The 24,684-nt window shown below is 74.3% G+C and carries 17 protein-coding genes; 7 read left to right on the top strand and 10 right to left on the bottom strand.

Features of this window, described 5'->3' with window-relative positions:
- Positions 1-155 precede the first annotated feature (155 nt).
- Together OIM89_RS08590 and OIM89_RS08595 are read right to left on the bottom strand one after the other, a co-directional pair.
- A complete protein-coding gene (locus tag OIM89_RS08590) occupies positions 156-3,395 on the bottom strand; it encodes an ATP-dependent helicase (protein WP_372587997.1) in 3,240 nt (1,079 codons plus the stop codon).
- A 426-nt stretch (positions 3,396-3,821) separates the two neighbouring features.
- The gene (locus OIM89_RS08595) at positions 3,822-4,211 is read right to left on the bottom strand and encodes an MGMT family protein (protein ID WP_238470221.1); all 390 of its coding nucleotides are present in this window, start codon (positions 4,209-4,211) and stop codon (positions 3,822-3,824) included.
- A gap of 343 nt (positions 4,212-4,554) precedes the next feature.
- On the opposite strand from OIM89_RS08595, the gene OIM89_RS08600 reads away from it, so the two are divergent.
- The 3 genes from OIM89_RS08600 (at position 4,555) to OIM89_RS08610 (ending at position 10,961) form a co-directional block, all read left to right on the top strand.
- Positions 4,555-7,335 (top strand): lysylphosphatidylglycerol synthase transmembrane domain-containing protein, encoded by a 2,781-nt coding sequence (locus OIM89_RS08600; RefSeq protein ID WP_030695714.1) that lies wholly within the window; start codon positions 4,555-4,557, stop codon positions 7,333-7,335.
- 101 nt (positions 7,336-7,436) lie between these two features.
- Positions 7,437-9,023 (top strand): alpha/beta hydrolase, encoded by a 1,587-nt coding sequence (locus OIM89_RS08605; RefSeq protein WP_257380965.1) that lies wholly within the window; start codon positions 7,437-7,439, stop codon positions 9,021-9,023.
- A gap of 321 nt (positions 9,024-9,344) precedes the next feature.
- The gene (locus OIM89_RS08610; protein WP_226964382.1) at positions 9,345-10,961 is read left to right on the top strand and encodes an alpha/beta fold hydrolase; all 1,617 of its coding nucleotides are present in this window, start codon (positions 9,345-9,347) and stop codon (positions 10,959-10,961) included.
- A gap of 115 nt (positions 10,962-11,076) precedes the next feature.
- Here OIM89_RS08610 and moeZ read toward each other — a convergent pair whose 3' ends face one another.
- The 7 genes from moeZ to OIM89_RS08645 form a co-directional block, all read right to left on the bottom strand.
- Positions 11,077-12,255, bottom strand: coding sequence for an adenylyltransferase/sulfurtransferase MoeZ (moeZ, locus tag OIM89_RS08615; RefSeq protein ID WP_008409896.1), 1,179 nt, complete (start codon positions 12,253-12,255; stop codon positions 11,077-11,079).
- 81 nt (positions 12,256-12,336) lie between these two features.
- Complete coding sequence (locus OIM89_RS08620) at positions 12,337-13,086, bottom strand: spherulation-specific family 4 protein (protein WP_030695717.1); 750 nt, start codon at positions 13,084-13,086, stop codon at positions 12,337-12,339.
- The gene (locus OIM89_RS08625) at positions 13,074-14,090 is read right to left on the bottom strand and encodes an NAD-dependent epimerase/dehydratase (protein WP_047467359.1); all 1,017 of its coding nucleotides are present in this window, start codon (positions 14,088-14,090) and stop codon (positions 13,074-13,076) included. The genes OIM89_RS08620 and OIM89_RS08625 overlap by 13 nt, the downstream gene beginning before the upstream one ends.
- Before the next feature lie 141 nt (positions 14,091-14,231).
- Positions 14,232-15,557 (bottom strand): hypothetical protein, encoded by a 1,326-nt coding sequence (locus OIM89_RS08630; protein WP_257380964.1) that lies wholly within the window; start codon positions 15,555-15,557, stop codon positions 14,232-14,234.
- Between the two features lie 76 nt (positions 15,558-15,633).
- Positions 15,634-18,675: a DUF3492 domain-containing protein gene (locus OIM89_RS08635; RefSeq protein WP_264491121.1), complete on the bottom strand. Its 3,042-nt coding sequence runs from the start codon at positions 18,673-18,675 to the stop codon at positions 15,634-15,636.
- 199 nt (positions 18,676-18,874) lie between these two features.
- The gene (locus OIM89_RS08640; RefSeq protein ID WP_264491122.1) at positions 18,875-20,212 is read right to left on the bottom strand and encodes a DUF3152 domain-containing protein; all 1,338 of its coding nucleotides are present in this window, start codon (positions 20,210-20,212) and stop codon (positions 18,875-18,877) included.
- Positions 20,213-20,220: 8 nt separating this feature from the next.
- Positions 20,221-21,273 carry an alpha/beta fold hydrolase gene (locus tag OIM89_RS08645; RefSeq protein WP_151168171.1) on the bottom strand — a complete coding sequence of 351 codons (1,053 nt, stop codon included), beginning with the start codon at positions 21,271-21,273 and terminating at the stop codon, positions 20,221-20,223.
- A 245-nt stretch (positions 21,274-21,518) separates the two neighbouring features.
- Between OIM89_RS08645 and OIM89_RS08650 the strand changes: the two genes are divergently transcribed.
- The 4 genes from OIM89_RS08650 (at position 21,519) to OIM89_RS08665 (ending at position 23,529) form a co-directional block, all read left to right on the top strand.
- Positions 21,519-21,746 (top strand): hypothetical protein, encoded by a 228-nt coding sequence (locus OIM89_RS08650; protein WP_030695723.1) that lies wholly within the window; start codon positions 21,519-21,521, stop codon positions 21,744-21,746.
- Between the two features lie 206 nt (positions 21,747-21,952).
- Complete coding sequence (locus OIM89_RS08655) at positions 21,953-22,594, top strand: TetR/AcrR family transcriptional regulator (protein WP_003950710.1); 642 nt, start codon at positions 21,953-21,955, stop codon at positions 22,592-22,594.
- Positions 22,595-22,736: 142 nt separating this feature from the next.
- Entirely contained in the window at positions 22,737-22,967 is a 231-nt protein-coding gene (locus OIM89_RS08660; protein WP_030695724.1) for a DUF3107 domain-containing protein, read from the top strand.
- A gap of 286 nt (positions 22,968-23,253) precedes the next feature.
- A complete protein-coding gene (locus OIM89_RS08665; protein WP_030695725.1) occupies positions 23,254-23,529 on the top strand; it encodes a hypothetical protein in 276 nt (91 codons plus the stop codon).
- A 21-nt stretch (positions 23,530-23,550) separates the two neighbouring features.
- Here OIM89_RS08665 and OIM89_RS08670 read toward each other — a convergent pair whose 3' ends face one another.
- Positions 23,551-24,282, bottom strand: a complete 732-nt coding sequence (locus tag OIM89_RS08670) for a ferritin-like fold-containing protein (protein ID WP_008407955.1) — start codon at positions 24,280-24,282, stop codon at positions 23,551-23,553.
- Positions 24,283-24,684 lie beyond the last annotated feature (402 nt).

Raw genomic sequence — 24,684 nt, forward strand, 5'->3', positions numbered from 1 at the left:
ACCGGGTCTCCGGGCAGCGGCGAGGTTCCGGGTTCTACCTGGTCAGAGGGGTGGTGATGCGGGTTGTGGGGTCGGTCACCGAGCGCCGGGGGCCTCGGGTGCGCGCCGGGGGTGCCGGGAGCCGGCTCGCCCGGGGACCCGGCGGGCACCTCGGCTCACTCCACCACCTGCCGCCCTTCCTCCCGGGCACTGCACGAGGAGCGGAAGGAGCAGTGGGCGCAGTGCTGTCCGGTGGTGGGGGTGAAGCGTTCGTCGAGGACCTTGCCCGCGGCGGTGGCCAGGAGGTCGCCGACCCACTCGCCCTCGGGCGCGGGCTGGTGCTGCACCCGGGGCAGGGCGTCGCCGCCCTCCTTCTTGGGCGCGGGCTGGCGCAGGTGGACCAGTTCGGCGCCGCCGGGCTCGGGGCGTACGCCGTCGAAGAGGGGGTCGACGGCGCCTTCGGTGACGGCGAGCTGGTAGACGGCGAGCTGGGGGTGGTGGGCGACCTCGGCGGCGGTGGGCGCCTGTTTGCCGGTCTTGAAGTCGACGACGTAGGCGCGGCCGCGCGGGTCCTGCTCCACCCGGTCCATGCTGCCCCGGATGCGTACCTCGTAGGGCCCGGCGCCGAGGGTGACGTCGAAGTCGTGCTCGCTGGCGACGGGGGTGCGGCCTGCCCGGTCGAGGGTGTGCCACTCCAGGAACCGTTCCAGGGCCTGGCGGGCGTTCTCCTTCTCCTGGACGGATTTCCAGGGGGCGTCGAAGGCGAGCGCGTCCCAGACCGAGTCGAGGCGTTCCATGAGGACGTCGAGGTCGGCCGGGGTGCGGCCGGAGGCCACCTCGTCGGCGAGGACGTGGACGACGTTGCCGAAGCCCTGGGCGGCCGAGGCGGGGGCGTCGGCCTTGACCTCACGGCCGAGGAACCACTGGAGGGCGCAGGTGTTGGCGAGCTGGTCGAGGGCGCTGCCGGAGAGGACGACGGGGGCGTCGCGGTCCCGCAGCGGCACCTGGGACCGGGTCGGCTCACGCATCCCCCACCAGCGGTCGGGGTGGGCGGTGGGGACGAGGGGCCGGCCGTCCTCGTCGGTGAGGGCGGCGAGCTTGGCGAGGCGGTGTGCGGCGGCTTCGCGCAGGGGGGCGGAGACGCGCGGGTCGACCGTGGTGGCCCGCAGTTCGGCGACGAGGGCGGCGACCGAGAGAGGGCGGCGGGGCCTGGAGGAGACGTCCTTCGGCTCGACGCCGAGTTCGGTGAGGAAGCGCGAGGGCTGGTCACCGTCCTCGGCGGGGGCCTTGACCGCGGTGACGACGAGGCGTTCGGCGGCGCGGGTGGCGGCGACGTAGAAGAGGCGGCGTTCCTCGGCGAGGAGGGCGCCGGGGGGCAGGGGTTCGGCGAGGCCGTCGCGTCCGATGCGGTCGGCCTCCAGCAGCGAGCCGCGGCGGCGCAGGTCGGGCCAGACGCCCTCCTGGACCCCGGCGACGACGACGAGCCGCCACTCCAGGCCCTTGGAGCGGTGCGCGGTCATGAGGCGGACGGCGTCGGGGCGGGCGGCGCGGCGGGTGAGGGTGTCGGCGGCGATGTCCTGCGCCTCGATCTCGGCGAGGAAGTTGAGGGCGCCCCGGCCGCCGGTGCGTTCCTCGGCGCGGGCGGCGGTGGCGAAGAGGGCGCAGACGGCGTCGAGGTCGCGGTCGGCATTGCGTCCGGCGGCGCCGCCCCGGCGGGCGGACCGCTCCAGCCGCTGCGGCCAGGTGGTGCCGTCCCAGAGTTCCCAGAGGGCCTCTTCGGCGCTGCCGCCCTTGGCGAGGAGCGTGCGGGCGCGGCGCAGCAGCTCGCCGAGGAGGCGCGCGCCGTGGGCGTACCCCTCGTGGGTGACGAGCCGCTCCGGTTCGGCGAGGGCGCGGGCGAGCAGGGTGTCGGAGGGCGGCGGGAGGGGGTTTCCGGCGGCGCGTTCCTCGTCGCGCAGGGCGCGTCCGAGGCGGCGCTGGTCGGCGGCGTCGAGGGCGGCGAGCGGCGAGGCCAGCAGCGTGAGGGCGGTCTCGGTGTCGAGCCAGGCGGGGGCGGCGCCCTGGGTCTCGGCGTCGGGCTCGGGGACATGCGCGGTGCCCGCCTCCTCCTCTGCCCGGTCCTGGAGTGCGGCGGTCGCGGCGGCGCGCAGGGCGGTGAGCAGCGGGGCGACGGCGGGTTCGTGACGCAGCGGGAGGTCGTTGCCGTCGATGTCCAGTGGCACCCCGGCGGAGGTGAGGGCCCGGCGGACGGCGGGAATGGTGTGGCCGCCGGAGCGGACCAGGACCGCCATCTCCCCCCAGGGGACGCCCTCCTCCAGGTGGGCGCGGCGCAGGATGTCGGCGATGTTGTCCAGTTCGGCGCCGGTGGTGGGGTACGTGTAGGCCTCGACGCGGCCCCCGTCCCGGGCCGGGCTGAGGGAGCGATGAGCACGGACGGTGTCGGCGGAGAGCCTGGTCAGCGGCATGCGGCGGGTGACGAGCCGGGTGGCCTCGACCAGGTGTGCGCCGGAGCGGCGCCCGGTGGTGAGGACGGCGACGGGCGCGGGCGCGCCGTCGGCTCGGCGGAAGGTCTCGGGGAATTCCAGGATGCCGTTGACGTCGGCGCCGCGGAAGGCGTAGATCGACTGGTCCGGGTCACCGAAGGCGACCAGGGTGCGGCCGCCGCCGGCTCCGGGCACGGCGGGGCCGTGGTTGCCGGCGAGCGCCCGCACCAGCCGGACCTGCGCGGGGTCGGTGTCCTGGTACTCGTCCACGTAGACGGCGTCGTAGGCCTCGGCGAGCTGCCGGGCGGTCTCGGGCTCCTCGGCGAGCAGGACGGCGCGGTGGACGAGTTCGGCGTAGTCGAGGGTGCCCTGCGCGTCGAGCAGGTCGAGGTATTCGGCGAGGAAGGAGGCGGCGGCGGACCAGTCGGGGCGGCCGCCGCGCCGGGCGAACTCGGCGAGGGCGTCGGGGCCGAGGCCGAGCTCCCGGGAGCGGGCGAGGACGGCGCGGACCTCGTCGGCGAAGCCCCGGGTGGTGAGGCAGGCGCGCAGTTCCTCGGGCCAGCGCACGCGGGCGCGGCCCTGGCGTCCGAGTTCGATCTGCCCGGCGAGCAGTTCGCGGACGGCGACGTCCTGCTCGGGTCCGGAGAGCAGCCGCAGGGGTTCGGCGAAGAGGTCGGCGTCCTGGTGGGCGCGGACCAGGGCGTAGCAGAAGGAGTGGAAGGTGGTGGCGCGCGGCGTGCTCGCGGTGGAGAGCCTCTGTGCCATGCGGTCCCGCAGGTCCACGGCGGCGCGGCGGCTGAAGGTGAGGACCAGGATGCGTTCGGGTGGGGTGCCGGCGGCGAGGCGGGCGGCGACGGATTCGACCAGGGTGGTGGTCTTGCCGGTGCCCGGGCCCGCGAGGACGAGCAGCGGTCCCGCTCCATGGTCAACCACGGCCCGCTGGGCTGCGTCCAGTCGAGGGGGCTCCTCCGCCACGGGGGCGGAACGGACCAGTCGGTACGTGCCGGAGGCCCTCTGCCGCGCCTGCTGCTGAGGCAGGCGGCCGCTGGGAGGAGAGGAGCTCACGTGCATCGCCGGTCCTGGTGGGTGTGCTGGTGGAAGGCGCTTGGTGCGGGCCGGGGGAAGAGGGGCGCCGGCCCCGTCCGCCGGGCTGCACGCCGCGGCCGTGACGGCCAGGTGCCGACCACCGACCGTACCCCGAGCGGCGGCGTGTCCGGCGGGCTTCCCCTGCCGTGCGCCCCGGAGCGTACGCCGGGGGCTTGGGCGCACCGGCCCGGCCGGAACCCGGGGCGCGCCAACCGCACCGGTCAGCGCGGCGGAGCTTCGCCGGGCCTGGCGAGGTGCGGCGCGGAGCGGGCGTCAGGAGTGAGGTGTGTCACCGGTGGCGCCGTCCCAGCGGGCGCGGCGCATGTCGAGGCGGGGCACGCTGCCCGGGGAGCCGGCCGTACGCCGGGCCTCGCGCAACGGGGTGCCTTCCGCGTGGTAGTGGGCGAGGGCGCGGCGCTCGTGGCCGGGGAGCAGGGCACCGTCGGAGCGGACGACCCGCCACCACGGCACGGCCGAGCCGTAGAGCGCCATGACGCGGCCGACCTGGCGCGGCCCGCCTTCCTCCAGCCATTCGGCTATGTCGCCGTAGGTCATCACGCGGCCGGGCGGGATCAGCTCGGCCACGTCGAGCACCCGCTCGGCGTAGGGCGGCAGGGCGGGCGGTTCCGTGGGCGGCGGGGTGTCCTGGCTCACCCGGTCCATCCTGCCGCACGGCGCCGACAGCCCGCCCGACGCGGCTCAAAGTCCGCTGGAGGCGGGGTGGGCCGGAGCTTGCGGCCGGGACCCGAAAGGGGGGCCATGAGGCTTATCAGAGCGGATTCGCCAGCGCGCATTGCCCCCTCATGCCCCGCGGTGTCGCCCGCTCGTGCCACCATCGTGCGGGCGGTGACAGGTGAGACAAGATCGACAGGACACGACGGAACGGACGGGTGTGAGTGCCGAAGCACGACGGAGCACGGCACCGGTGCCGCCGCGTCCGGATGACGACGATGCCGCCCGGGCCGTACCCGGCAGCCGTCCCGCCGACGGGGAGAGGGGCGGCCGGATGAGCGCCGGCGACGACGAGGACGCGGGCCGCGGCCCGGCCGACGGGGGCGCACACGCGGACGGCTCCGGAGCGCCCGCGCACGCCGGCGTGGACCAGGGCGCCACCTCCGCCGACCCGCATCCCAGCCTCCTGAAATACCCCCGGCCGGAGGACACCCCGGAGGGGGCCGAGCGGGACCAGGTCGAGGTGGACGAGCCGCTGCTGGCGGCCCGGGTGCACCGGCCCTCGGACCTGATGCGCCTGCTCATCGGCGTGCTGGCCATCGCGGTCCTGTTCGCGGTGGCCGCGTTCGCCCACGGCACCACCTCGGGCCTGGAGCAGGACATCCGTGAGGGCACCGGCCAGGCGCCCGACCTGCTGATCAAGTTCGCCGGCCTGGCGTCGAGCATCGCGGTGCTGCTGGTCCCGGTGGCCTTCGCCATCGAGCGGCTCGTCAAACGCGACGGTCTGCGCATCGCCGACGGTGTGCTGGCGGCGGTGCTGGCCCACGGGGTCACCCTCGCCACCGATCTGTGGGTGGCGAAATCCGCCCCCGGATCGATCCAGGACGCGCTGACCCAGCCCTCCCCCGGCGACATCCACGCGCTCACCGACCCGGTGCACGGCTATCTCGCCCCGGTCATCGCGTACATGACTGCCGTCGGCATGGCACGCAGACCCCGGTGGCGGGTGGTGCTCTGGGTGGTGCTGCTGCTCGACGCGCTCGCCATGCTGGTGACCGGCTACACCACGCCGTTCTCCATCGCGCTGACCATCCTGATCGGCTGGAGCGTCGCCTACGGCACGCTGTACACGGTCGGTTCGCCCAACGTCCGGCCGACCGGCCAGACGCTGCTGGCGGGCTTGCGCCACGTCGGCTTCCGGCCGGTCGCGGCGGCCCGCGCCGAGGATGTGCCGGAGCCGCCGGGGGGGCTGGCCGGACGGGCCGGGCTGACGCCGCCGGACCACGGCGACCGCGGCCGGCGCTACTTCGTCACGCTGGAGGACGGCCCTCCGCTGGACGTGACGGTGGTCGACCGCGAGCAGCAGGCGCACGGCTTCTTCTACCGGGTGTGGCGCCGCATGACGCTGCGCACCATCACCACCCGCCGCAGCCTCCAGTCCCTGCGCCAGGCGCTGGAACAGGAGGCACTCCTCGCCTACGCCGCCATCGCCGCCGGGGCCAACGCGCCGAAGCTCATCGCCACCTCAGAACTGGGCCCGGACGCCGTGATGCTCGTCTACGAGCACATCGGCGGCCGGTCACTGGACTCCCTGGCCGACGAGGAGGTGACCGACGAGCTGATGCGCGACACCTGGCAGCAGGTGAAGGCGCTCCAGTCCCGCCGGATCGCCCACCGGCGGCTGGCCGGGGACGCCGTCCTGGTGGATCGTTCCGGCAAGGTGATCATCACCGACCTGCGCGGCGGCGAGATCGCCGCGGGCGACCTAGTGCTGCGGATGGACATCGCCCAGCTCCTGACCACCTTCGGGCTGCGGGTCGGCGCCGAGCGGTCGGTGGCCGCGGCCGTCGCCGTGCTGGGGCCGGACACCATCGCCGACTGCCTGCCCCTGCTCCAGCCCATCGCACTGACCCGCTCGACCCGGTCCACCCTGCGCCGGCTCGCCCGGGAGCGCTCGCAGCGCGAACGCGAAGCCGTGCTGGACGCCTCCCAGGAGGCCAAGCAGCTGCGCCGGGAGACCGGTCAGCAGGAGGACCGCAAGACCGTCAAGGCCGAGAAGCAGGCCGAGAAGCGCGCCATCGACGAGGCGCTGGACGAGGCCCGCGAGGAGGATCTGCTCACCCAGATCCGCCACCAGGTGCTCCGCATCCGCCCGCAGGCCCCGGTCGAGCCGGCGCGGCTGGAGCGGATCAAGGCCCGCACCCTGGTCAGTTTCATCGCCGGCGCGATCGGCGCGTACTTCCTGCTGTCGCAGCTGACCCACATCGAGTTCGGGACGCTCTTCTCGGACGTCCAGTGGGGCTGGGTGGCGGCGGCCGTCCTCTTCTCCGCGCTCAGCTACTTCGCGGCGGCGATGAGCCTGCTCGGTTTCGTGCCGGAGCGGGTCTCCTTCCTGCGCACCGTGAGCGCCCAGGTCGCCGGCTCCTTCGTGAAGATCGTCGCGCCGGCGGCCGTCGGCGGAGTGGCGCTCAACACCCGCTTCCTCCAGCGCTCCGGCGTACGCCCCGGACTCGCGGTGGCCAGCGTCGGCGCGTCCCAGCTGTTCGGACTCGGGTCGCACATCCTGCTGCTGCTCCTCTTCGGCTACGTCACCGGCACCGAGAAGACGCCGTCCCTCACCCCGTCCCGCACGGTGATCGCCGGTCTTCTCACGGTCGCCGTGCTGGTGCTGGTGGTCACCGCCGTGCCGTTCCTGCGGAAGTTCATCGTCACGCGGGTGCGGTCGCTCTTCGCCGGTGTGGTGCCGCGCATGCTCGACGTGCTCCAGCGGCCGCAGAAGCTGCTCACCGGCATCGGCGGCATGCTGCTGCTGACCGCCTGCTTCGTGATGTGCCTCTTCGCCTCCGTGCGCGCCTTCGGCGACGGGAGCACCACCGTGTCCCTCGCGGGCGTGGCGGTCGTCTTCCTCGCCGGCAACGCCCTCGGGTCGGCCGCCCCCACACCCGGCGGCGTCGGCGCGGTCGAGGCCACGCTGACGGTCGGCCTCATCGCGGTCGGCCTGCCCAAGGAGGTGGCGGCCCCGGCGGTGCTGCTGTACCGGCTGCTGACGCTGTGGCTGCCGGTGCTGCCGGGATGGTTGTTCTTCAACCAGCTGACGCGCAAGGGGTATCTGTAGGGCGTTCGGAGCGCGGGGGCGCGCCCGTGGAGTGGGGGGCGTACTCACTCGCACGGACCCCGCCCCGCGCGCCGGGGATGGGCGACGCGCAGGATGGGGGCATGCCGACTCGCCCCCACCGCAGCCGCACCCTCCTGCTCTCCACCGCACTGGTGCTCGCCGTCGCCGCCTCGGTCTCCGCCTGCTCGGACTCCGGGAGTGACGAGCCGGGCAGCCAGAACGGCGCCACACCGGCCGGCGGGCTCGCCTCGCAGAAGCTCGACTGGTCGACGTGCAAGGCCCCCGACGACGCCCAGGGCGGCGGTACGGCGCCCTCGCCGCTGCCGGGCGGCACCGAGTGGCAGTGCGCGACGATGAAGGCGCCCCTCGACTGGGACCGCCCGGACGGCGACACCCTCGACCTCGCGCTGGTGCGGGCGAGGACCAGCGCCAAGAACGAGGACCAGCGCATCGGCTCGCTCATCTTCAACTTCGGCGGACCGGGCGGTTCCGGGGTGAGCACCCTGCCGGCCTTCGGCGACAGCTACGAGACGCTGCGCAAGCGGTACGACCTGGTCAGCTTCGACCCGCGCGGGGTGGGCCGCAGCTCACCGGTCACCTGCCTCGACGACGCGCAGCTGGACGACTTCTTCCAGGCCGACTCCACGCCTGACGACGCGGCCGAACGGGCCGACCTGATGAGGCGGACGAAGCAGTTCAACAACGCCTGCGAGAAGAACTCCGGCACGGTCCTGCCGCAGGTGGCCACCACCGACGCGGCCCGCGACATGGACCTGATGCGCCAGGTGCTCGGCGACGAGAAACTCCACTACATGGGCATCTCCTACGGCACCGAGCTGGGCGGCGTCTACGCCCACCTCTTCCCCGACAAGGTCGGGCGCGCGGTCTTCGACGCGGTCGTGGACCCGACGCAGAACGCCGAGCAGGGCTCGCTGGGCCAGGCCAAGGGCTTCCAGCTCGCGCTCGACAACTACGCCGAGGCGTGCACGGCGACGACCGAGGAGTGCCCGGTCGGCTCGGACCCCGAGGACGTGAAGAAACGCATCGCCGACCTGCTGGCCTCGCTCGACAAGAAGCCGCTGCCCGCGGACGGCGAGCGCAAGCTGACCCAGGCCGCCGCCCTGAACGGCATCGCCCAGTCCCTCTACTCCGAGGACTTCTGGGAGTACCTGACGCAGGGCCTGGAGGACGCCTACGACGGGGACGGACGCATCCTGCTGGCCCTCTCGGACAGCATGACCGGCCGGAACCTGGACGGGACCTACAGCAATCTGCAGGCCGCCAACATCGCCATCAACTGCGCCGACGACAAGCCCCGCTACACCGAGGCCGACGTCCGCGAGAAGCTCCCCGAGTTCCGCAAGGCGTCCCCCGTCTTCGGCGACTTCCTCGCCTGGGGCCTGCTGAGCTGCACCGACTGGCCGGTGTCCGGCGCGGCCGAGCACCCCGACGTGTCGGCCGAGGGCTCCGCGCCCATCGTCGTCATCGGCAACACCGGTGACCCCGCGACCCCTTACGAGGGCGCGCGGCAGATGGCCAGGGCGCTGGGGAAGGGCGTCGGCATCGAGATCACCTACAAGGGCCAGGGCCACGGTGCCTACGACAGCGGCAACGCCTGCGTCCGCAAGGCGGTCGACGGCTACCTGCTGAACGGAACCGTGCCGCAGAGCGGGACCGTCTGCTCCTGACCAGGTTCCGAGCGGGGCCGCACGGGCGGTGGTGGGAGCGGCCGTTCACTCCCACCACCGCCCTTCGCCGTCCGCGGTCCGCGGTCCGCACATCAGTGGAACAGCGGTTCGCGCGAAAAAGCTACTCTGCGCCGCCACCCGCAGAAGTAAACCTCACGCTTTGCCGCAGCCATACACCGACTTCCACCTGCACATTTACGGATACAGACTCGTCAGCTCGGGAAGTTCCGCCACTTCCCCCTTGATTACTCTCCGTAGCCAACTCTACGATGGCGGAGCCGTCCCGAACTCCGGTACGGCTGGGGAATCACGGGGGAAACCATGAAGCCTGGACGCCTGCTGCGCGCCGCCACCTTGCTGTTCGCGGGCCTGCTCGCCGCCACCGCCACACTCGGCTGTACGGCCGAGAAGCGCCCGGACGCCGAGGCCCCGCCGCCGACCGGCGGTGACGTACCTCCCGGCTCCTCCGCACCCACCACTCCGGCGCCGGGGCCGGGCGTGGCGAAGGGCGACCCGCCCTTGCCCGAGAAACTGACGGACCAACGCCTGAAGTGGGGCCCGTGCAAGGCACGCACCGGTACGGCGGCGCCGGGCGCCGCATGGCGTTGCGCCACGCTGCGGGTCCCGCTGGACTACGCCGAACCACAGGGCGACACCCTCGGCATCGCCCTGATCAAGACGGACACCACCGGACCCGAGGACCGGCGGATCGGTTCCCTGCTCTTCAACTTCGGCGGCCCAGGCGGCTCCGGACTCGACATGCTCCCGGCCTTCGCCCCAGGGTACGAGCGGCTCCGCGCCCGGTACGACCTGGTGAGCTTCGACCCTCGCGGCGTGGGAGGCAGTTCCGGCATCCGCTGCCGCGACGACCGGGACCTCGCCGCCTCGGAGGCGCGGGTGGACCTCACGCCGGACGACGCGGCCGAGGAGAAGGTCTACTTCGAGGACGCGGCCGACTTCGGCCGGGGCTGCGCCGAGGGCGCCGGCGAGCTCCTCCCCCGGGTCGGCACGGCTGAGGCCGCCCGCGACCTGGACCTCCTGCGGCACGCCCTCGGAGACCGGACCCTGCACTACTTCGGGATCTCCTACGGCACACAGCTGGGCGCCGCCTACGCCCACCAGTTCCCCGGCCGGGCGGGACGCCTCGTCCTGGACGCCGCCGTGGACCCCGAGGCGGACATGATCGGCCACGCGCGGAACCAGACCATCGGCTTCCAGCGGGCCTTGGACAACTACCTGCGCAGCGAGGGACGCGACCCCCGGCAGGGCAGCCGCGAGATCGCCGCCCTGCTGAAGCGGATCGACCGCCAACCGCTGCCGACGGCGTCGGACCGGAAGCTGACGGAGTCGCACGCCCTCACCGGGATCGTCAACACGCTCTACAGCGAGCTGAGCCGGCCCCGCCTCACCGAGGCGCTGGACCAGGCGGAGCGGGGGTCGGGAACCGCTCTGCTCCGGCTCGCCGACGCGTACAACGACCGTGACGAACAGGGGCGTTACGGCACGCAGGGCCACGCACAACGGGCGATATCCTGCGCCGACGATCCCGACCGGCCGACTCCTGAGGAGGCCCGGAAGCTGTTGCCCGAGTTCCGGAGCATCTCGCCGGTCTTCGGGGAGTTCCTCGCCTGGGACGCCGCCGGCTGGTGCCACGAATGGCCGGTCGACGGCGTGGCCGAGCCCCCGGGGGTGGCGGCGAAGGGCGCCCCGCCGGTCCTGGTCGTCGGCACCACGGGCGACCCGGCGACGCCTTACGAAGGCGCACGGCGCCTCGCCGACGGGCTGGGCGAGGAAGTCGGTGTCCTCCTCACCCACCAGGGAGAGGGGCACGGCGCCTACGGATCAGGCAGCGGCTGCGTGGACCGGACCGTGGACGCCTACCTGCTGGACGGCACCGTCCCGAAGGACGGCAAGGAGTGCGCGGCGGACAGGCGGTGACGACAAGGCGAGGCCCGTCCGCCTCGCGGGCGGACGGGCCTCGGACCTCGTCACGGCGACGGCTCTCCCGGCGGCCGCTCTCCCGGGGGACCGGGCGGCCGGGGTGGCGTCGGACTCAGTAGACGGGCTTCTCCGGCTCGATCTGGTTGACCCAGCCGATCACGCCGCCGCCCACGTGGACGGCGTCCGAGAAGCCGGCCGACTTCAGGACGGCGAGGACTTCCGCACTGCGGACACCTGTCTTGCAGTGCAAGACGATCTTCTTGTCCTGCGGGAGATCCTGGAGGGCGGTGCCCATGAGGAACTCGTTCTTGGGGATCAGACGGGCGCCCGGGATGGAGACGATCTCGTACTCGTTCGGCTCGCGGACGTCGATGATCTCGATGCTCTCGTCGTCGTCGATCCACTCCTTGAGCTGCTTGGGAGTGATCGTCGAACCGGCGGCGGCCTCCTGGGCCTCGTCGGAGACGACGCCGCAGAACGCCTCGTAGTCGATGAGCTCGGTGACGGTGGGGTTCTCGCCGCAGATCGCGCAGTCGGGGTCCTTGCGGACCTTGACCTGGCGGTACTGCATCTCCAGGGCGTCGTAGATCATCAGGCGGCCGACCAGCGGGTCGCCGACACCGGCGAGGAGCTTGATGGCCTCGGTGACCTGGATGGAGCCGACCGACGCGCAGAGCACGCCGAGGACGCCGCCCTCGGCGCAGGACGGGACCATGCCGGGGGGCGGGGGCTCCGGGTAGAGGCACCGGTAGCAGGGACCGTGCTCGGACCAGAAGACCGACGCCTGGCCGTCGAAACGGTAGATGGAGCCCCAGACGTACGGCTTGTTCAGCAGCACGCAGGCGTCGTTGACCAGGTAGCGGGTGGCGAAGTTGTCGGTGCCGTCCACGATCAGGTCGTACTGGCTGAAGATGTCCATCACATTGTCGGCCTCGAGCCGCATCTCGTGAAGGATCACGTCCGTGTACGGGTTGATGCCCTTGACCGTGTCGCGGGCGGACTCGGCCTTCGATCGGCCGATGTCGGCCTGGCTGTGGATGATCTGGCGCTGGAGGTTCGACTCGTCGACCTCGTCGAACTCGATGATCCCCAGCGTGCCCACGCCGGCGGCGGCCAGGTACATGAGAGCGGGCGAACCGAGGCCGCCGGCGCCCACACAGAGCACCTTGGCGTTCTTCAACCGCTTCTGCCCGTCCATCCCCACGTCGGGAATGATCAGGTGGCGGGAGTACCTGCGGACCTCGTCGACGGTGAGCTCAGCAGCTGGCTCGACCAGGGGTGGCAGCGACACGGGGACTCCGTTGGTCGATCGGGGACAGGACAACCCCCGCACGGGCGGGGACCACTAGCCGTAACACTGCCACGCCCTTCTTCATTCCGAGACACCCGTTCCGACCTGCGAGACAATCGCGTCCCAGTAGCCGGGCATGGTCTCCCAGCAGGCACTTCGGCTCTCCTTGGCGGTCCGGTCGGTGAACCAGATCGTCCCCGCTCCTTGCCAGCGGGCGATGCGCAGCGCCTGGCTGAGGTGGCCGCGCGGCAGGCCGTGGACGAGGTGGCAGAACCGCTCCGGCGGATAGGCGGCGGTCCACTCGGGCGCCTGGGACCAGCGGTAGTCGTGCCAAGGGCCGCTGAAGGTCACCAGCTGGTCGGCGACCTCGGCGTAGCCGGGGTGCGGGTGGGTTCCGTGGGCGGTGACGAGGTGCCCGCCGCCGAGCAGGTCCCGCAGTGCTCCGACGACGCGCCGCAGCTCGGGGAGGGCGGCGCGTTCGGTGGGGCAGCGGTCCAGGTAGAAGCCGTCGACGAGGTACCAGTCGCGGAAGCGGTGGGCGTCGGAGAGGAGGGCACCGAAGCTCCGCTGACCGCCCGCCAGATCGAGCTGCCCCACCACTCGGACCTGTGCGTTCCGCAGACGGCCGGCGGCTTCAAGGCAGTGCGGGTCAGGCCGTTCGCCGGGGCCGTCGGCGACGTTGAGGACGGTCCAGTGGACACCGGTGCCGACACTCGGCAGCGCCTCCCACTCGCGCGGGGCCAGCAGGGGGTGGGCGTATCCGGGGACGCCGAGACGGAGTTCCCCGGAGCTGACGGCGGGCTGGATGTCGGGCTGGGTCAGATACGGCACGCCGCCTCCATCCAGATGTCGGCGAGGGACTCCTCCAGGTTGATGCGCGGCCGCCAGCCGAGCCGGTCGCGGGCGGTACGGACATCGGCCTGCTGCCAGCTCCCGCAACCGTCGGGGTACGGGTACGCGGCAGGCGAGGGGGCGAGGTCCGGGTCCGGGCGGGGGTGGCCGATGGCGGCGCGGAGTCCGCCTTGGCCGTGGTCGGCGCGGTGGTGGAGGCCCGTGGGGGCGGCGGACGGGTACCCGGAGGGGGTGTCCAGTTCGTGCAGGGCGCCGCCGTAGCCGGCGACGCGGGCGAGGACGGCGGCGGCGTCGCGGAGGCGAACGGCACGGCCGGAACCGATGTTGATCACGCCCTGGGCGGCAGAGAGGGAGGCGGCATGGACAGCCCGGGCGACGTCGCGGACGTCGACGAAGTCACGCTGCACACCGAGGCCGCCGAGCTTCAGCTCGCCGTCGCCGGACTGCATGGCCCGGCGCATCGCCTCGGCGAGCCGGCCGAGGGGCGAGCCGGCGGGAGTACCCGGTCCTGCGGGCGAGAAGACGCGCAGGACGACGGCGTCGAGTCCGGAGCCGAGGACGAGTTCGGTGGCGGCGAGTTTGCTCACGCCGTAGGGGCCGCCGGGGCGGGGTACGGCGTCCTCGGCGGTGGAGGAGCCGGGCTGGCTCGGCCCGTACTCGGCGCCGCAGCCGATCTGCACGAGGCGGGCGCCGCAACCGCTGCGCCGCAGGGCCTCGCAGACGGTGGCGACGGCGACGGTGTTGTGCCGGGTCAGTTCGCGGGCTCCGGCGCGGGTGGCCCCGGCGCAGTTGACAACCACCCCCGGGTGGACGGCGTCGAGGAACCGGGTGAGCGCGCCGGGACTGCCGGTGGAGAGGTCGAACCGCACGTCGGCGTCGTCGCCCCGGCCCAGCGCGGTGAGCTGGACGGCGGGGTCGGCGAGCAGGCGGTCGGCGACGAAGCGGCCGATGTACCCGTTGGCTCCGATCAGCAGCACTCTCATCGGTCGGCTCCCCGGCTGTTCCGGCGTCGGCTGGTCGTCATCTGGTGGTCTCCTTCGGAAGGGGCGTGGTTCGGGTGCGGCGCCGCGCGCTCCGTCGGCCGTGGCGCACGGGAGCGTGTCCGGCGCGGGCGGCCGTGCGGGTCAGCGGGTGCCGGGGTCGGTGTGGGCGGAGGCCCTGGAGAGCGCCGGTACGGCACGGACCAGCAGGGCGAAGGCGGCGACGGCGCAGGCCAGCGTGGGTACCGCCTCGGCGCCGCACACCTCGATGAGCGTCTCGGCGGGTACGGCGAGGAAGTCGCAGCCGGGGAGCCGGGAGGCGAGAACACTGCACAGGACGGCCAGTTCGACGCCGGCCGCGGTGGCGAGGGCGACGGTGGGCGTGGCCCGGTGCCCGTGCACCAGGAGCAGGCGGGCCAGGAGCAGCAGGGCCCCCAGGGCTCCGGCGCCTGCGAGTGCCGGGGATGGGCCGAGCAGGGCTCCGGCCAGCGCGAGCAGCCCGCCCAGCGCGACGAGGTAGCAGGTCAGGGAGGCGAGCAGCAGGGGTCGGGTGGCCGCGGCGAACTCCCCGAGCCCCCGGCTGCGCGCGAGCCTGCGACGGGCGCCGCCGGTGAAGATCCGGGCGCAGAGCACCGCCGGCCACATCGCCAGGGCGAGGCCGAGGGCGGTCGAGGTGTCCACCGGCCAGAGCCGGTCGGGGCCGCCGCGGACGGCGGCGTCGAGGAGGCCGTCGCCGAGGACGGCGTAACCCAGCAGCCAGAGGGTGGCGAGCCGTACGGCCACCCCGGCCGGGCGGGGGCTGCGCAGCGGGCCGTGCCGCAGGCAGAGCTGCACGGCGCTGAGGACAGCGAGTACGCCCGCCACCACGGCGAGGGTCCTGGCCCGGCCGGGAGGTGCCTGCGCGAGACCGGCGAGCAGCCCGGCGCAGAGGGCCCCCGGCAGGGCGGGCAGCAGGACGAGGGTGAGCAGCCGCGACGGGCCCGCGCCCGCGGACGGACCTGCAACTGGTTCGGGCGCCGCGTGCGCGGAGGCCGGTGGGGCGGAGCGGTCGGAGCTCTGGCGGGGCACCCGGGCATACATCTCCTCCGCCAGCGAGAAGACGTCCCGGTGCCGGAAGCGGGCGGCGGTGCGGTCCGTCATCCCGTGCGCCTCCAGCGCGGCGGCGATCTCCAGCGGGTCGACGGCGCGGGCGCAGAGTTCGCGGTGACGGTGCATGAGCGCCTTGACCGGGTCTCCGCCGGGAGGGGCGGCCACGGCGGGGCCGCTGCTTCCCGGAGCTGGGCTGTTGCCGGTGCCCACCGCGGAGTTGGCAACGGTGCCGCCGGAGGAACCGGGGCCCCAGCGGCCCGGGTCGGCGGCTCCGGGCCCCGCAAGGCTCCGGGCCGGATCGGGGCCCCCCGGCCCGGAGTGGGCGGGCTCGGCGGGGCGGCTGGGCGCGTCGAGCGGGCCCGGGGCGTGGTGCGTGGTCATGGGGTGTGCTCCCTGCGATTCCTCAGCGGCCTGGCCGCGGTGGAGGGCGCGACGGCACCCTCCGTCATTCCTGCACTCATCCCCACGCCTCCCCGCTCACGGGGGCCGCCGGGGCACCGGGGCGCGCGGCAGTTGGTGCGGCGCCGGGGCGCGTGGGGGAAACCGGAGCGTCCGGACGCATGGCCAGGCCCCGGCCCTCACGGCGCGCCGAGGACGCCGGAGGGTGCGTGGACGAGGCGGACGCCTCCGTGTCCGGACACCAGGCTTCGGGGCGCAGGGCAGGGACCGGGCCGCCGGAGCGCGCACCGGCTGCTGGGGCGTCGGAACACGCGGCGAACTCCGGGGCACCGGGACGAGCGGCACGAGCCGGGCCGACAGGTTGCGGGCCGTCCACGGGAGGGTCGGGGCAGCCGGCGAGCTCCGAGACACCGGGAAGCGCAGCACCGACCGAACCCCCAGACCGCACGCCGTGCCCGCGGGCGTCGGCGCACCCCCCGAACTCCGGAACACCCAGACGCGCAGCACCAACCCAACCCCCAGACCGCACACCATCCACACGGGCGTCGGCGCACCCCCCGAACTCCGGAACCCCGGAACGTTCGCCGTAAGCCGCCGCACCGGGCCCCGGTGCGAACGCCAAGCCCTCTGGGTACTCCGGCGCCCCCACGACGCCCGCCCCCGATCCGCCCGAGGAGCCGTCCAGGCCCGCGGAAGCCCCGGGCGCCGGACAGAGCCCCGCACCGGCATCCCCGCCCTCCGCCGAAGGCACGCCCCACCCCTCCACAACCCGGACCCGCTCATCGCCAGCGCCGACACCCACACCCGAAGCCCGCCACCCACCGCCACCCGGCTCACCGCCCGGAGGCATCTCCGCCCTCTCCGCCGATGTCCCCTCAACGCTCCCGTCGGGCCAAACCCCCGAAGCACCCGCAGCCCCACGAGCCAACCCAGTCGACACCGCTGCACCCGGCACCCCGCTCATCTCTCCCCCGGACCGACCCCCCGAGCCCGAGCCCGCGCCCCCCGACGCCCCGTCCCTCCACCGCTCCCCCAGAAAGGCAGGCCCCGTGGCCGCCTCGTACGCCTTCGCGGAGTCAGGCCCGGGCCCCGTCAGCCGTCCCCCGGCCGGAAGCCCCTTTGGAGCCCCGTCCCCGTCCCCACCACCTCGCGCCACGAAAACCGGCCCCCCGGCCGCAGCCTCACCAGGCTCCTCCCCCACACCAAGGCCGCCCTCCTCCGAAACGGAACCGCGCTGCGGAGCCGCCCCCCGCGCCGCCCCACCGGCCGCCTGCTCCCGTCGGGCCGCCGCCGTCTCGTCCAGGACGGCCCAGGTCGGGACCCGGCGCAGTTCCGCTCCGCTGGCGGTGACCGGGGTGCGGGGGCGGGCGCCCGTCGCTTCGGCGTCGGGGGTCAGCTGGTCGGCTGCGCGGAGTGCGGATGCGGGTAGTCCCCACGTGCCGGGGGTCTCGGCGGTGTTCGGGTGGGCGGCCTCGGCCCAGGTGCCGCGTACCCGGGTCTCCGCCGGGTGGGCGAAGGGCATCGGTGTGCCTTCCTCGTCGGTGTGGGGGCGGCGGACCGGGTAGTGGGAGACGAGCTCCAGGTAGAGCGCGCGGAAGCGTTCGACGTTCTGGTCGACGGAGAAGAGTTCCAGCGCGCGGGAGCGGGCGGCGGCGCCGAGGCGGTCGCGGCGGGCGGGGTCGCGGAGCAGGGCGAGGCAGGCCTCGGCGAGGGCGTCCGGGTCCTTGGGCGGCACGACGAGCCCCGTACCACCGACCGCCTCGACGACCGCGCCGACCTCGGTGGAGACGGTGGCGCGGCCGCAGAGCATCGCCTCGACCACGCTGACCGGGAAGCCTTCGACCACGCTGGAGAGGACGACGACAGCGCCGGACCCGTAGGCGGCGGCCAGATCGGCGGGGCCCGTCTCGGCCTCGCCCAGTTCCTCGAAGCTGACGGCGCCGTCCTCGGGGGAGAGTTCGCGGGCCAGTTCGCGGCAGTGGGCCAGGTAGGCGGCGGCCTCGGTGTCGCCGGGGGCGAGGCGTCCGACCAGGCGCAGCCGTGTCGCGGGCTCGGCGCGGCGGATCTCGGTGAAGGCGTGCAGCAGCGTGACGAGGTCCTTGCCGGGCTCGATCCGCCCCACCCACACCAGCGTGCGGGGATCGCCGGCCGGGCCTTCGCCGACCTCCGCGAAGGGCGTCGCGTCGAGCCCGGGGTGGACGGTGCGCAGCCGGTGCCGCTCGGCCCCGCACCGCTCCTGCCAGCGGCGGACGTGGGCGCTGCCGGGGGTGATCAGGGCGGCCTGGTCGTAGACCTCGCCGGTGAGGAGCTGGTGGAAGGCGGCGCCCAGGGCGCGGACGGCGGGGGTCGAGCCCTGGCCGGCGGCGGCGAGGTAGTGGCTGCGCAGCGGGACGTGGTGCTCGGTGACGAGCAGGGGGACGCCGAAGAAGTGCCGGGCGAGCAGGCCGGGCAGGGCGGCGGTGCCCCCGGAGGCGGCGTGGCAGAGGTCGACGCTGCCGAGTCCGCCCCACCCCGCGCCGCCGGAGTGCGCCCCGCGCGCGTCGCTCTCGGCGTACCAGTCGAGCGAGAGGGGCCGCAGGGCGCCCTCGATGAGGGCGGCGACGGCGAGGAGGTCGGGGACGCGGGCGTCGTGGGCGGCACGCAGGGCTCCGGGGGCCCGGCAGGCGCGTTCGAGGATGCGGACGGCGTCCTCGGAGCGCAGCGCCGTGACCAGGCCGCCTTCCTCGCGGGCCAGGTCGGCGAGGCCGTACAGCCCCTTGCGGAAACGGTCCTTCTGGGCGCGGAGCGCTTCCTCGTCCGCGCGGGGGGCTCCGGAGCAGACGGCGGCGGCGAGGTCGGCGTAGTGGGCGTGGAGGCGGCGGCGGGCGCGGCGGCCGTAGGTGGCGCCGTCCTCCTCGGCGCTCCACAGCGGCGCGGTGCGGACCCGGTGGACCTCCGGCGGGAGCGGGACCCAGCCGGACTCCTCCTGGGAGGAGGTGCGGCTGAGGGCGTAGAGGTCGAACTCGTGGGGTGCGAGCCCGCGCACGAGTCGGTCGCACCAGAGTCCGCCCTCGCCGTCCGCGTAGGGATAGCCACCCTCGGTCAGCAGTCCGATGCGCATCTGTCCACCTCCGATCTCCCGTGCGGGGAGCCGCCGTTGTCTTCGCGCCGGGGGCATCGGCCCCGCAGCGGGAAGAACGTATGCGGACAGGAGGGTGGTACGACGGACGGTTGTCCGTCGCGCCATCAAAAGGGGTGAACGCGCGTAACTTTCCCTGCGCCGGGCCGTTCAGCGTGCTGACCGGCCGGTGAGGCGCGGGTCAGTTGGGGTAGGCCCAGGGGTTGGCCTTGCAGGTGATCCCGTCCATGGACAGGAACTTGGTCTGCTGCTGCATCACCGGCGCCAGCGCACCGTCACGGCTGCAGCTGACGTGGTTGAAGCCGAGCCGGTGGCCGACCTCGTGGTTGATGAGCATCTGGCGGTACGGGCGTATGGCGTCGCCGTAGGTCTCGGCGCCCTGGGCCCAGCGGTAGGCGTTGATCATCACGCGGTCGGTGGAGGCCGAGTCGCAGGAGACGTTGTCGATGGTGGTGTCCAGGCCGGACTTGGCGCACCACTCGGCGGTGGTGCCGGGGCTGGCCAGGGTGATGACGAAGTCCGGCTGGCCGGAGTCGATCCGCTCGAAGGTGCGGGCGCCGTCGTGGGACCAGCTGCGGTCGTCGTTGAGCGTCTTCTGCACGGCTTCGGCGAAGAGCTTGCCGTCGAGGCCGAGGCCCTTCTCGACGTCGACGCGGTAGCGGAAGAGCCGTCCCTTGCCGGGGGCCTTCTCGATGCCGGGGACGGCCGCGAAGTCGCCGTCGGCGGTCAGGTCGGGGTCGAGCGGCAGCTTCTCGCCCATCCGCTGCTGGTAGCTGGGGGCCGCCTTCGGCGCGGGCGCCGGTGAGGCGGGCGTGGGGCGGCCCTCGGAGCGTGAGGCGGTGCCCTCGGCGGCGCGGCCGGAGTGGTCGGCGGCGGAGCGGGAGGCGGCCCCGTCGTCCTGGCCGCCGAGCAGCTGTCCGCCGACGACCACCGCGAGCACGGTGACCACGGCGGCGGCGCCCACCCCGGCGGCGGCCCAGCCGCGTCCGGCCCGGCGGCGGTCGGGCCCGGTGGGCTCGCCGCCGTCCTCGTCGTCCCCGTCGCCGCCGTGGCCGCCGCCCGCGCCGGCGGGGGCGGGAGCTTCCTCGGGGGCGAAGAAGTCGCCGGAGGCGTACGCCGTCGCGCCCGGAGCGCGCCCGCCGCGCTCCTCCGTCACCTGGACGGGGGACCTGCGAGGCGCTCCGGGCGCGAAGAGGTCCTCGTCCTCGAAGGCGTCCAGGTACTCCTGGCGCGGCCCGGGCATCTCCCGGCCGCCGCCGCGACGGGCCGCCGCGGCAGGCCCGTACGGGGCGCGGCCCCAGCCTCCGCCGGGCTCGCGCTGTTCGGGGTGGCCGCCGCGGACGCCCTCGGGGGCGAGCGGCGGCGGGACGGGCCTGGCGCCGGGCGCCGCCCGGCGGGCGGCGGCCCCGGGTGGCGGCCCGTCGGCCGGGTACTGCTCGGTGGCGCCGGTGTCGCCCGGCCTGGCCCGCCCCTGCGCGGCGGACCCGGCGGACGACGAGGGGCGACGGTGACGTCCCACGCGCGGGTTCAGCTCCCCTGGCTCGGGTCGCCCGCGCCGTCGGCGGGCGACACTTCGTCTGCGGTCGCGGCGGCGGACCCGGTGCTGCGGCGGGAAACGGGCGGCAGGTTCTCCCCCGCGTCCGCGAGCAGCTCACGGACGGCGGCCGCGACCTCGTCCGGATACTCCATCATGGCGACGTGCCCCGCGTCCGGGAGAGTCAGCAGCCGGGACCCGCGGAAGGCGACGGCGGCACGGCGCGCCATCCGGTAGCCGACGAGCCGGTCCCGGCCGCCGTAGACGAGCAGCGTGGGCGCGAGCACCCGGCCCGCCTGGCGCCACAGGCCGTGCTGGCCGCCGAGGGTGTACGCGTCGACGATGCCGCGCGCCGAGCGGACCATGGCGTCCCAGAAGTACGGCAGCGCCATGCGGCGTTCCATCTCCTCGACGGCGTTGCGGAACGCCTCGGGGGAGACCCGCGCCGGGTCGCCGTAGCAGAGGCCGAGGACGCCGCGGGTGCGCTGTTCGGCCGTCAGGTCCCGGGCGAGGCGGCCCAGCAGGGCGCCCATGCCGGGCAGGGCGAGCAGGCCGGTGGGGACGGCGGAGCGCTGGATGCGCAGTTCGGGCAGGGCCGGCGAGACCAGGGTCAGGGTGCGCACCAGGTCGGGGCGGGCGGCGGCGACGCGGGTGGAGACGGAGCCGCCCAGCGAGTTGCCGATCAGGTGGACCGGGCCGCGCCCCGCCGCGTCGAGGTGGCGGATGACGGCGCGGGCGTGAGCGGTGACCGAGTAGTCGCCGTCGTCCGGCGGCGGCGAGTCGCCGAAGCCGGGCAGGTCCAGGGCCTCCCCGTCGACGGTGTCGGCCAGCAGCGGCATCAGGGCCGACCAGTTCTGCGAGGAGCCGCCGAGTCCGTGGACGTAGAGGGCGGGCGGCAGGCCCTCGCGGGACGGCGGGCGCGAACGCACGGTCAGCGTGAGCCCGGGCAGGCTCACTTGGCGCAGCCGCTCACCCTCCTCGACGCGGACCGCGCTCACCATGGGCAGTACGGCGCCGGTCACCTCGGGCAGGTCGGTCGAAGACATGCGGCAATGTTACGAGACGATCACACCACCTTTGGCGTGTTCGGGGTCACAGGACGCGGGCGCGTCACGCCGTCACGCCCGCGCGCTCACACCCCGTGCGCGCGGGGCGACGGAGCGCGCCCGTTGCGACCGCTCCGGGCGGGTAGGCGCACCGCATCGCGTCACCCCGCCGACTCTCCTACGCTCGGAAGGCGGGGCGGAGCCCTGGTGACGCGAGACCACGCACCCGAGGAAAGGCGGCACCCATGACCACCGACCCGACCGGCACCGGACCCGGCCGCCCGGCGACCGAGGACGACCCGCTGCTGCGGGCGCCCGAGGGAGACGCGGCCGAGCAGCGCGAGCCGGCCGATCCGGACGAGCCCGAGGCGGCCGACGAGGCCCTGGAGGAGATCGACCCCGGCACCGCCAACGAGGCGGACGTGGTGGAGCAGCTCCTGGTGGTCGAGGACGACGAGGACGACTACCGCTGACCCCGCCGACCCGGCGAGCGGGTCCCGCCGCGGCCGGAGGCTTCTTCGTGTATGTCCGCTTCCGGCGGGATTCCGGCTGGCCACGGACGGTTCCGGAAGCGCTCACTCCGTGAAATTCTGCGCTCGCACCGCGCACGTCCCGATTACCGAAAAGTACGATGGCCGACGCGGCGCACACCGCACACGCAACGATCTTGGGAGGCGGCGTGACAGCCATCGAGCAGACAGAGGCAGCTCGTCCGCGGGGAACACGTCTGCCGCGCCGTGCCCGCAGGAACCAGCTCCTGGGCGCGGCCCAGGAGGTCTTCGTCGCGCAGGGGTACCACGCGGCGGCCATGGACGACATCGCCGAGCGGGCGGGCGTCAGCAAGCCCGTGCTGTACCAGCACTTCCCCGGCAAGCTCGACCTCTACCTCGCCCTGCTCGACCAGCATTGCGAGGCACTCCTCCAGGCGGTCCAGACCGCACTGTCGTCCACCTCGGACAACAAGCTGCGGGTCGCCGCGACGATGGACGCCTACTTCGCCTACGTCGAGGACGAGGGCGGCGCCTTCCGGCTGGTCTTCGAGTCCGACCTGACCAACGAGGCGTCGGTGCGCGAGCGCGTCGACAAGGTGACGCTCCAGTGCGCCGAGGCGATCAGCGCCGTCATCGCGGAGGACACCGGGCTGCCCAAGGAGGAGTCGATGCTGCTGGCCGTGGGCCTCGGCGGCTTCTCCCAGGTGGTGGCGCGGTACTGGCTCTCCAGCGCGAGCCCGGTGCCGCGCGACAAGGCGGTCCAGCTGCTCTCCTCGCTGGCCTGGCGGGGCATCGCCGGCTTCCCGAAGCACACGGAGCAGGGCGGCTGACCGGAGCCCGCCGCTCCGCCGCCCCCGCCCGCTGTTCGCTACCGGCGTTCGGCCGCGGGGACCGGCGCCCGGCACGACCGGGCTAATGTGGGCGCGAAGGGCGCACTTCGCGCACAACACCGACCCTCGGAGGGACATAGCCGTGGAGGTCAAGATCGGCGTGCAGCACGCGCCGCGCGAGATCGTTCTGGAGAGCGCGCAGACCGCCGAGGAGGTCGAGAGCTCCGTGACCGAGGCGCTCGCCGGCAAGGCGAAGCTGCTGTCCCTCACGGACGAGCACGGCCGCAAGGTCCTGGTCCCCGCGGACCGGATCGCGTACGTGGAGCTGGGCGAGCCGACCACCCGCCGGGTGGGCTTCAACGCCGCGCTGTAGGACACCTGGACTGCCCCGGCCCGCCGGGAGCGTCCGCCAGACCGGAAGGGGCGCCTCCGTACGGAGGCGCCCCTTCCGCATGCCCGGCGCACGCCTGCTCCGTACGGATGGCTCCGGGCGGGTACGGCGGGAAGGGCCCCGGCCCGCCCCGGCACCGCGTACGGCCCTCTCACGGCTCCCGGGAGCACCCGAACCGATGATTGTCCCCGTGACAGCCCGGGTAGGACCGGCTACGACCGATTTGCGGCGGACGGAGCCGTCCGCGGAGCCCAGTGAGGGGGACCCAGTGATCGTGGAGACAGTCGGCGCCCTGGCCATCGGACTCGCCGTGGCGTGGCTCGCCCTGCGGTGGCTGCCGCACCGGCTCCCCGACCCCCGTCTGGTCGGCCCGACCGGCGCCGCCGGCGGTCTGCTCGGCGCCTTCGTCACCCACACCGCGCTCGGCGGCGCCCAGCCGCTGGTCATCCTCGGCGGCGCGCTGGTGATGGCGGTCGCGCTGCTCTCGCTGCTGGTCCGGCCCGCCGGGCGGCGGCCGGTCAGGCGGACCGCCCGGCCCGCCTGACCCGGGCTCGTCAGGCGCGGCTCAGGAGGCCAGGCCCAGCGCGGCCATCCGCTTGGTGTGCGCCTCGGTGATGCGGGAGAACATCCGGCCCACCTCGGCGAGGTCGAAGCCGTCGGCGAGGCCGCCGACCAGCATGGTGGAGAGGGCATCGCGTTCGGCGACCACCCGCTGCGCCTGCGACAGCGCCTCCCCCATCAGCCGCCGTGCCCACAGCGCGAGCCGCCCGCCGAGGCGCGGGTCGTCCTCGATGGCCGCCCGGACCTTGCCGACCGCGAACTCCGCGTGGCCGGTGTCGTCCAGCACCTCCAGGACGAGGTCGCGGGTGTCGGAGTCGAGCCGGACCGCGACCTCCCGGTAGAAGTCGCTGGCGATGGCGTCCCCGACGTACGCCTTGACCAGGCCCTCCAGCCAGTCCGAGGGCGCGGTCTGCCGGTGGAAGCCGTCGAGGGCCGCGGCGAACGGGTCCATGGCCTCGGTCGGCTCGACGTCGATCGCGGTGAGGCGGTCGCGCAACTTCTCGAAGTGGTGGAACTCGGCGGACGCCATCTTCGCCAGCTCCGCCTTGTCGGCCACGGTGGGCGCCAGCTTGGCGTCCTCGGCGAGCCGCTCGAAGGCGGCCAGCTCACCGTAGGCGAGCGCGCCGAGCAGGTCGACGACGGCGGCCCGGTACTGGGGCTCCGCGGCAGCGGTCTCCCAGTTCTGGGCGGCGATGCCCGTGGGCGTCTCGGCTGCGGGTGTGTCGGGCGTCTCCATCAGTCTCCTAGCGAACGGCCACCGGCCTGGGCCGGCTGCGGGAACGCGCTGTCCCCGGTCGGGTGGTCTGTCACCGCGGCGGCGCGGTGCGGGCTCGACCGCACAATAGCCCGGTGACGCGGGGCCGACGGGAGCGGTCGCGGGCTGTGAGACGGGCTACGTCGTCAATTCGCCCAACACGTATGCGCGAATCCGGGGTACAGTGGTAATGCGCCTGCCGAATATTCGGCGGGCCGTATGAATGAGGATGCCCGGTCGGTGGCCCGATCGGCTCCGACCCGACAGCCCTCCGGCGCCGGGCCGTGCGGTGATCAGCACTGATCGCACACGCGCGACCGACGTGCGGCGGGACCCTCAGCGGCACGATCGCTCGAGCGTCGGCTGTGGTCCCGTGCCACCCGG

The organism is Streptomyces sp. BI87 (genome assembly GCF_025957665.1).
In the GTDB taxonomy this organism is placed as follows: Bacteria; Actinomycetota; Actinomycetes; order Streptomycetales; family Streptomycetaceae; genus Streptomyces; species Streptomyces albidoflavus.